Genomic DNA, 7,720 nt, shown 5'->3' on the forward strand with positions numbered 1-7,720 from the left:
GCGGTGACCGTCACCTTCGCCGACGGCAGCGAGACCCGGACGGCCTACGCGGTGGGCTGCGACGGCGGCCACAGTGCGGTGCGCAAGCTGCTCGGAGTGCCGTTCGAGGGGCGGACGACGCAGGAGCAGATGATGGTCTGCGGCGACGTCGAGGTGGAGGGCCTCGACCGCGGCATCTGGCACCAGTGGTTCGACGAGGACGGCGCCGTGATGTTGTGCCCGATCCCGGGCACCCGGTCGGGCTGGTGGTTCCAGGCCGGGCCCGAGACGGACGCCTCCGGGGCCCCCGTACCGCCCTCGCAGGAAAGCTTCCGACGGCTCTTCGCCAAGCATTCCGGCCTTCCCGGCACCCGCCTGTCGAACGCCACCCTGCTGTCGACGTACCGGGTCAACGAGCGCCTGGCGGGCCGCTACCGGGTCGGCCGCGTCCTCCTCGCGGGCGACGCCGCGCATGTGCACGCGATCGCGGGCGGGCTGGGCATGAACACCGGTATCCAGGACGCGTTCAACCTGGGCTGGAAGCTCGCCTTCGTGGTGACCGGACGGGCGGGTACGGGCCTGCTCGACACGTACGAGGAGGAGCGGCTGCCCGTCGCGGCCCGGACCCTCGACCTCACCTCCGACCGGCTGCGGGCGACCCTGGAGGCGATCAAGAAGCCGGGCGGCGGACTGGACGCGGCGATCGCCGCGGAAACCATGGGGCTGGACGGGCACTACCGCTGGAGCTCGCTCGCCCGGGACGGCGCGGCCGACGGTTCCGGCGCCCGGCTGCGGGCGGGCGACCGCGCCCCGGACGCCCCGTGTCGCGACGCGGGGACGGGAACACGGGTCCGCCTGTTCGAGACGTTCGCCGGGCCGCACTTCACGCTGCTGGGCTTCGGGGCGGGCGCGTCGGGGGCACTGCGGGAGGTGGCGGCGGAGTACGGCGACGTGGTGCGCGTGCACGCGGTGGACGGCGGTGGCCACGAGGGCCTCATCGACGACGAGGGATACGCCCGCTCGGCGTACGGGATCACCGAGGACGCCCTCGTCCTGGTCCGCCCCGACAACTACGTGGCGCTGATCGCGCGGGCCGTGGACCACGGAGCCGTCGTGGATCACCTGGACCGTACGGCATTGGGGCGATCGCGGCGCGTGTCCCGATGAGTAAGCGCGGTCATACCGTCTGCTTACATTTCTCTAGCACCTATGACCCGTACCCGGCACTTCGAGAGACACTCCCGCACGCTCCTGCGCGTGGCGACCGCCACCGTGGCCGTCTCCGCCGTCATCTGCGCAGCCACACCCACCGCACGCTCCGCCGACACTGCACAGGCGGTGCACCCTTCCGGACTCGGCCCGGCGGGACCCAGGTCCCGCCTCCCGGGCAATCCCGGCAACGGAGACCTCGCTCCGGGGGTCCAGGACATCGCCCGGCCGGCGTCCATCCGGGCAACACCCCGATGAGCCAGGCCGGCGACAGCTCCCCGCGGCCGGGCTCAGCTCGGCGCGGCGGCCACCCGATTCCTCACACGCTGCCGGTACGCGCGCCACCGCCCCCGTTCCTCCGCGCTCGCCATGTGTTCTGACGGAGGCGCACGGCTGCAGCCCCAGGCACAGGGCACCCGGAACGAATCGGTACGGCCGCCCCTGCGGGGTGTGCCGGACTGCGCCGCGACGACACCGTGAGCCCCGCTCCCGTGCCGCGCTCGCCCGGGCCGCTGCGGCGGGGGCCCGACACATCGTGGTCACCGGACGGGCTACGGCTTGCGGCCCACCCCGCCGTAGGCATCGACTGACGTCGCGCTGCCAGACGCGATGCCGGGTTCGGGGCGCCACTGCGTGACCTGGGCGATTCCGGGGTCGGCCAGATCGAGGCCGTCGAAGAATCCGGTGATCTCTTCGATGCTGCGCACGTAGTAGGGGATCGCTCCGCTGGAGTTGTACGCCTCCGACGCTGCGATCATGCCTGCACTGGTGGAGGTGGAGTCGCTGATGACCAGGTAACTGCCGGACGGCAGGCCTGCCATGAGTTGAGATACGAGAGCTCTGGCCTGGTCGTAATCGGCGACGTGGCCAAGAGTATTGAGGATCATGAGGGCAACCGGCTGAGAGAAATCAAGCGTCTTCGCGGCGGCCTTCAAGACGGCCTCGGGCTCATACAGGTTGGCGTCGAGATACGCCGTTTCTCCCTCAGGCGTGCTGGTGAGCAGCGCGCGGGCATGGGTCAGTACCAGCGGATCGTTGTCGACATACACGATCCGCGCATCCGGCGCAACCCGCTGGGCGACCTCATGGGTGTTGTCGGCCGTCGGCAAACCGGTTCCAATGTCCAGGAACTGACGGATGCCCTGCTCCCCGGCCAGATGCCGGACCACGCGCCCGAGGAAGTGACGACTCGTGAGTGCTACGTCGACGAGTCCGGGGAAGATCTCCTTGATGTGGTCTCCGAGCTCACGGTCCTTCTCGTAGTTGTCCTTGCCGCCCACGAAGTAGTTCCAGAAGCGCGCGGAGTGCGGCGTACTCGTGTCGATCCGTGCGCGTATCTCCGCGGCGGAATCAGGTCTGGGGTCACGGTCTGACACGGGGATGCCTCCTGCGGGTCGTTGTTCAGGCGATCACTCACCAACCTAGACGTCCCCGCAGCTCTGTGCGCATGCTTCCGAGAGTCCCAAGTCCACGCCATGCGTGGGGCTTTGCCGGATATCACCAGCGCATGGACTCAGGACTGGCGACAGTGATCGGCGCAGCTATCGGCATGTCACACGTCCCCTTCGAGATGGCGCGCGCGGTGCGCGCGTACCTTCTGACGGTTTCCGCACCGCTCCATCGCGCACCAACGCCGCTTGCCGGGACGCGAGGTGTCGACGAAAAGCAACAGGCAGTTGTGGGCGCCGCATTCGCGGATCCGTTGGGCGTACGGCCCGGTGAAGAGCCCCACCGCATCGCGGGCGACGGTCGACAGGAGTGCGCTGCCGGTGGCCCCGGGTGCCCACTCCCTGCCGGATCCGGCGGCAATGCGGGGCACGAGCGGCGGTGCGGCGGCCACGGCGTTCACGACCTCGATGTCCGCCGGGTCGGCCGCCTGCCCGTGCGCCAGGGCCGTGGTCAACCGCCAGAGTGCGGCGCGGAGTTCATGAGCGCGGGCCAGCTCATCATCGCTCACGGCGAGATCCGCGAGATCCGGTCCGGACGCCAGCCGGCTCTCCCCCGCCCACCGCACCAGATCGGCGGGCGTGTGCAGCTTCTCGTACTGCGTATACGTGCTGTGCCCGCCGGTGGGCAGCAGCTCCAGGCACAGGGCGCCGGGATCGAAGCGATACGGACGCCCCTGGGAGGTGTGAAGGACCAGTCCCGGCGCGCCCGTTGCCGACTCACTCATGTAACCACTATAAACAGTTTCCATGACTCTCCACTGGAAGCTCGTCATCGACGCCACCGACCCGCACGCCCAGGCCGACTTCTGGGCCGAGGCCCTCGGCTATCTCGTGGAGGACAACAGTCCGCTGATTGAACGGCTGCTGGCGCTCGGAGCCGTACCGGAAGCGGTGACCGTCAAGTCGCACGACCGCCGGGCCTGGCGGGATCTCGCGGCGGCGCGTCACCCGGACGATCCGCACGAGGAGGAGAGCGGCACGGGACTCGGGCGACGGCTGCTGTTCCAGCGCGTACCGGAGCCGAAGACGGAAAAGAACCGGCTTCACCTGGACGTGCACGCCGGCCCGGGGCGCCGCGACGCCGAGGCGGCGCGACTGGAGGGCCTGGGCGCGACCCGGCTGCGCAAGGTGGAGGAGCCGGGCGGCACGTGGTGGGTGCTCGCCGATCCGGAGGGCAACGAGTTCTGCGTGCAGTGAGCATGACGGAGACTCAGGGAATGTCCCTGGCGGCCGCCCGGGCAACCGGGACGCGTAACCCGTTGGCGCGGGCATGGGAGGGCTGGACCCCGGACAGACCGCTCGCTCTGCACAGTTCCTGCGCATATGCCCCTGCCGGACCGTCCGTCGCCCCTCGAACCCCGACCGTCCGCGCAGGTCAGGGCCGTACGCCCGGAAGCGGATCTCCCTAGGGTTATGGCATGCCCACCCCACCCATATATGCCCTCGTCGCCACGGACCTGGACGGCACCCTGCTGCGCCGCGACGACACCGTGAGCCCCCGCTCCCGTGCCGCGCTCGCCCGGGCCGCCGCGGCGGGGGCCCGGCACATCGTGGTCACCGGACGGCCCGTGCCCGGCATACGGGACCTGCTCGCACGGCTGGAGTACCGGGGTCCGGTGGTCTGCGGGCAGGGCACGCAGCTGTACGACGCCGGGGCCGGGCAGATCATTCGCGCGGCGACCTTGGACCGGGAGCTGGCCGACACCGCGCTCGGCAAGATCGAGGCCCAGGTCGGGCCGGTCTTCGCGGCCGTGGACCAGGACGGAACCGACGGGCGGACGCTGATCGAGCCGGGGTACCTGATGCCCCACCCCGCATTGCCCGCCGTACGGGTCGACCACCGCAACGAACTGTGGGCGGCGCCGATCATCAAGGCCCTCATCCGCCACCCCGACCTGACGGACGACGCACTCGCGGACGCGGCCCGCGCGGTTGTCGGCGACCTGGCGACCGTCATCCTGTCCGGCCCCGACACCGTCGAACTCCAGCCGTACGGCGTCGACAAGGGCACCGGGCTGGCCCTGGCGGCCGAGACCCTGGGGGTGGATCCGGCGGCCACGATCGCCTTCGGCGACATGCCCAACGACCTGCCGATGTTCCGCCGGTCCGGGCACGGCGTCGCGATGGCCAACGCCCACCCCGACCTGAAGGCGGCAGCGGACGAGGTGACGCTGACGAACGAGGCGGACGGGGTCGCGGTTGTGCTGGAGCGGCTGTTCGACTGAGCTGCCCACCAATCACCCATTAATTGCGCCACGTTGGCGGACGAGCGCGCTCCCGTCGCAGCCTCCGATGAGGCCCGTCAGTAGCAGCGACGATCTTGGCTGCTCAATTCGCCGTTCCGGAGCAGGCGGGCCCGGCGTTCATACAGATCTGCAGGACGCACATGATCGTCCACCTCGGCAGACTCTCCTCAGAGCCGCAAATCGATCTTGAACGGCGGGAGCAAATGCCGCCTTTTTCCGAGGAGTTGTTACTCATGCATCCGACGTTGCCGACGAGAAAGTGTGTGGCGGAAGGGGCCCGGTGAGCAGCACCCGGTCCCCGGGAACGAGCACGTGGGCTGATCTGGTCGGCATCGGGGTGGGGCCGGCCAACCTGGGCCTGGCCGCCCTGCTCGATCCGGTACCCAGCGTGGAAACCCGCTTCTTCGAACGCCGGCCCGCGTTCGCCTGGCACGACGGCGCCATGCTGCCGGAGGCCCAACTGCAGGTCTCTCCGCTCAAGGATCTGGTCACGCTGGCCGACCCCACGTCCCGCTTCTCCTTCCTGAACTTCCTGTCCGTGCACGGTCGGCTGTACCGGCATCTGATCGCCTCCCGGTCGGGTACGGCCCGGCAGGAGTTCGAGCAGTACTACCGCTGGGCCGCCGGCTTGCTGCCGCAGCTCACCTTTGACAGCGAGATCACCGACATCGGCCTGGACAACGGGGTGTTCGCGGTACGCGGCCGCTCCGGCGATCCCGTCCGGACCAGGAATCTCGTCCTCGGTACGGGCCGCGAGCCCTACGTCCCCGGATTCGCCGGAAGGCGCAGTGACCGCGTGGTCCACGCGGCCGAGATCATGCGGAAGCGGCCCACGACCAGGGGCCGGCGCGTGGTGGTGATCGGGGGCGGTCAGTCGGGGGCCGAGATCGTGCACTGGCTCCTGGGCGACGCGCGCGAACAGCCCGCGTCGCTGGTCTGGTCGACCCGGCGGGACGGCTTCCTGCCGCTGGACGATTCCGCGTTCGCCAACGAGTGGTTCTTCCCCCGTTACGTACGGCACTTCACCGAGTTACCGGTCGGCCGCCGCACGCAGTTGATGGAGGAACAGCGGCTGGCCAGCGACGGGGTCTCGGCCGATCTCCTCGACGCGATCTATGCGCAGCTGTACCGCCTCGACACCCTGGAGCCCGGCCGGTGCGCGTACCGCCTGTGCCCGGGGCAGGAAGTGGTCGGCGTCGAGGGCGGCACGGGCAGCGGCCCGCTACGGGTGGTCTCGCGCGACGCGGACACCGACACCCTCAGGGAGGAACCCGCCGACCTCGTGGTGCTGGCCACCGGCTACCACTACCGGCTGCCGGAGTTCCTGGAGCCATTGCGGACGTTGATTCCGGTGGACGAGGACGGCTTCCGGGTCCGCGAGGACTACTCGATCGACTTCGACGGTCCGGCGGAATGCCGGATCTACGTCCAGAACGCGGCCAGGCACACCCATGGCGTGGCCGACTCCAACCTGTCCCTGATGGCCTGGCGCAATGTCGTCATCGCCAACGCGGTCGCGGGCCGCGAGCTGTATCCGGCGGACCGGGACACCTCCACAATCGCCTGGAGCCGGGCGTCGGACGTGACCGGCCGGCCCGATTCGGCCCTGGATCTCCTCCCCACCCACGCACCTCGGTCCGCTCGGTCCGGAAGGGACGACTCATGATCTCCCGCACTGCTGCGGCCGATTCCACCGGCGGCCCGGTGGCTCTGCTCGCGGAGTTCCCCGGCCCTGACGGCATTGTGCTGCGCGAGCACGATCTGGGCGCGATCCCGGCGCCCTTCTCCTCGTCCGTCTTCGTCGTCCCCCCGGGCGCCGTCACGGACATCGACGTTCATGACGTGGTGGAGACCTGGTTCGTCGGCAGCGGGGAAGGCACGGTGGAGTACGCCGGACAGCAGCACCCCGTGCGTACCGGCGACTCCTTCCACTTCGCCACCCGCCGCCCACATCGCGTGCGCAGCACGGGCAGTACCCCGCTGACCGTCTTCTCGGTGTGGTGGTCGGCATGAGTACGGTGCTGATCCTGGGCGGAGCCGCCCCCGTCCACGCCGGGCACGGCCGTGATCTGAGCCTGCGCGCGCTCACCCAGATCAGGGCGAGGGGCAGCCGGGTCGTGGTGACCGACACGGCGGAGGCGCTGGCCGCCGCCCCGGAGTACGCGGCGCTCGCGGACGAGACACACGCCGTGGATTACACGGATCCCGCGGCCTGTGTCTCCTGGGCCCTGGACTACCGGCGCGATCACCCGGTGGACGCGGTGATGGGCTTTCGCGAGTATGCGGTGGTCGCCGTGGCCGCGGTGGCGGCGGCGCTCGGTCTCGCCGGGAATCCACCGGAGCTCGTACGGACGGTGCGGAGCAAGGACCGGTGCCGGGAGGTGCTCCGCGCGCAGGGGTTCCGGCAGCCCGCTCTCGCCCTGTGCTCGTCCGCCGAGGAAATCGTCGGCTTCCTGGAAGCACACGGCGGACCCGTCGTGGTCAAACCGCGTGATGCGGCGGGCAGCGCCGGTGTCGTGCTGGTGGCGCATGCCCGCCAGGCCGTGGACGCGCTGGCTCTGGCGCGCAGCGGCGGTGGCGGTGGCGGTACCGACGTGGTTCTGGTCGAAGAATTCGTCTCCGGGCCGGAGTTCAGCATCGAGGGAATGGTGACCGGGGGCAGTCCTCGAGTGCTCGCCATCACCCGCAAGCTGCTGGCCGAGGGCACCTTCGTGGAGGCCGGCCATGTCACCCCCGTAAGACTGCCGCAGGGACAGCACGACGACATCGGGGAGGAGGCCGCCCGGGCCCTGAAGGCGCTCGGCGTGACCAGCGGGATCTTCCACGTCGAGTGCTGGC

Annotated in this window: 8 protein-coding genes; 6 read left to right on the plus strand and 2 right to left on the minus strand. The window is 70.2% G+C overall.

Going from position 1 to position 7,720, the window contains the following annotated elements; translation table 11 throughout:
* The coding region (locus tag AB0915_RS05955) for an FAD-dependent monooxygenase (protein ID WP_366689887.1) at nucleotides 1–1,146 on the plus strand (1,146 nt) is incomplete at its 5' end.
* A 593-nt stretch (nucleotides 1,147–1,739) separates the two neighbouring features.
* On the opposite strand, the gene AB0915_RS05960 is transcribed toward AB0915_RS05955, so the two are convergent.
* Nucleotides 1,740–2,564 (minus strand): SAM-dependent methyltransferase, encoded by an 825-nt coding sequence (locus tag AB0915_RS05960; RefSeq protein ID WP_366689888.1) that lies wholly within the window; start codon nucleotides 2,562–2,564, stop codon nucleotides 1,740–1,742.
* Between the two features lie 176 nt (nucleotides 2,565–2,740).
* The gene (locus tag AB0915_RS05965; RefSeq protein ID WP_366689889.1) at nucleotides 2,741–3,361 is read right to left on the minus strand and encodes an ABATE domain-containing protein; all 621 of its coding nucleotides are present in this window, start codon (nucleotides 3,359–3,361) and stop codon (nucleotides 2,741–2,743) included.
* Between the two features lie 22 nt (nucleotides 3,362–3,383).
* On the opposite strand from AB0915_RS05965, the gene AB0915_RS05970 reads away from it, so the two are divergent.
* From AB0915_RS05970 to AB0915_RS05990, 5 genes are all read left to right on the plus strand, one after another.
* Nucleotides 3,384–3,833, plus strand: a complete 450-nt coding sequence (locus AB0915_RS05970; RefSeq protein WP_366689890.1) for a VOC family protein — start codon at nucleotides 3,384–3,386, stop codon at nucleotides 3,831–3,833.
* Between the two features lie 221 nt (nucleotides 3,834–4,054).
* The gene (locus tag AB0915_RS05975; RefSeq protein WP_366689891.1) at nucleotides 4,055–4,861 is read left to right on the plus strand and encodes an HAD family hydrolase; all 807 of its coding nucleotides are present in this window, start codon (nucleotides 4,055–4,057) and stop codon (nucleotides 4,859–4,861) included.
* Between the two features lie 301 nt (nucleotides 4,862–5,162).
* The gene (locus AB0915_RS05980) at nucleotides 5,163–6,548 is read left to right on the plus strand and encodes a SidA/IucD/PvdA family monooxygenase (RefSeq protein WP_366689892.1); all 1,386 of its coding nucleotides are present in this window, start codon (nucleotides 5,163–5,165) and stop codon (nucleotides 6,546–6,548) included.
* Nucleotides 6,545–6,895, plus strand: a complete 351-nt coding sequence (locus tag AB0915_RS05985) for a cupin domain-containing protein (protein ID WP_366689893.1) — start codon at nucleotides 6,545–6,547, stop codon at nucleotides 6,893–6,895. Before AB0915_RS05980 ends, AB0915_RS05985 begins: the two co-directional genes overlap by 4 nt.
* Nucleotides 6,892–7,720, plus strand: an 829-nt coding sequence (locus tag AB0915_RS05990) for an ATP-grasp domain-containing protein (protein WP_366689894.1), incomplete at its 3' end; no start/stop codon positions are given. The genes AB0915_RS05985 and AB0915_RS05990, both read left to right, overlap by 4 nt.

Origin of the sequence: Streptomyces sp. NPDC048411 (genome assembly GCF_040704695.1) — a bacterium.
GTDB lineage: Bacteria > Actinomycetota > Actinomycetes > Streptomycetales > Streptomycetaceae > Streptomyces.

Excerpts from the sequence above, each read along its gene's own strand:
- AB0915_RS05965 (WP_366689889.1), bottom strand. The coding sequence starts at position 3,361 with ATGAGTGAGTCGGCAACGGGCGCGCCGGGACTGGTCCTTCACACCTCC.
- AB0915_RS05975 (WP_366689891.1), top strand. The coding sequence starts at position 4,055 with ATGCCCACCCCACCCATATATGCCCTCGTCGCCACGGACCTGGACGGC.
- AB0915_RS05970 (WP_366689890.1), top strand. The coding sequence starts at position 3,384 with ATGACTCTCCACTGGAAGCTCGTCATCGACGCCACCGACCCGCACGCC.
- AB0915_RS05985 (WP_366689893.1), top strand. The coding sequence starts at position 6,545 with ATGATCTCCCGCACTGCTGCGGCCGATTCCACCGGCGGCCCGGTGGCT.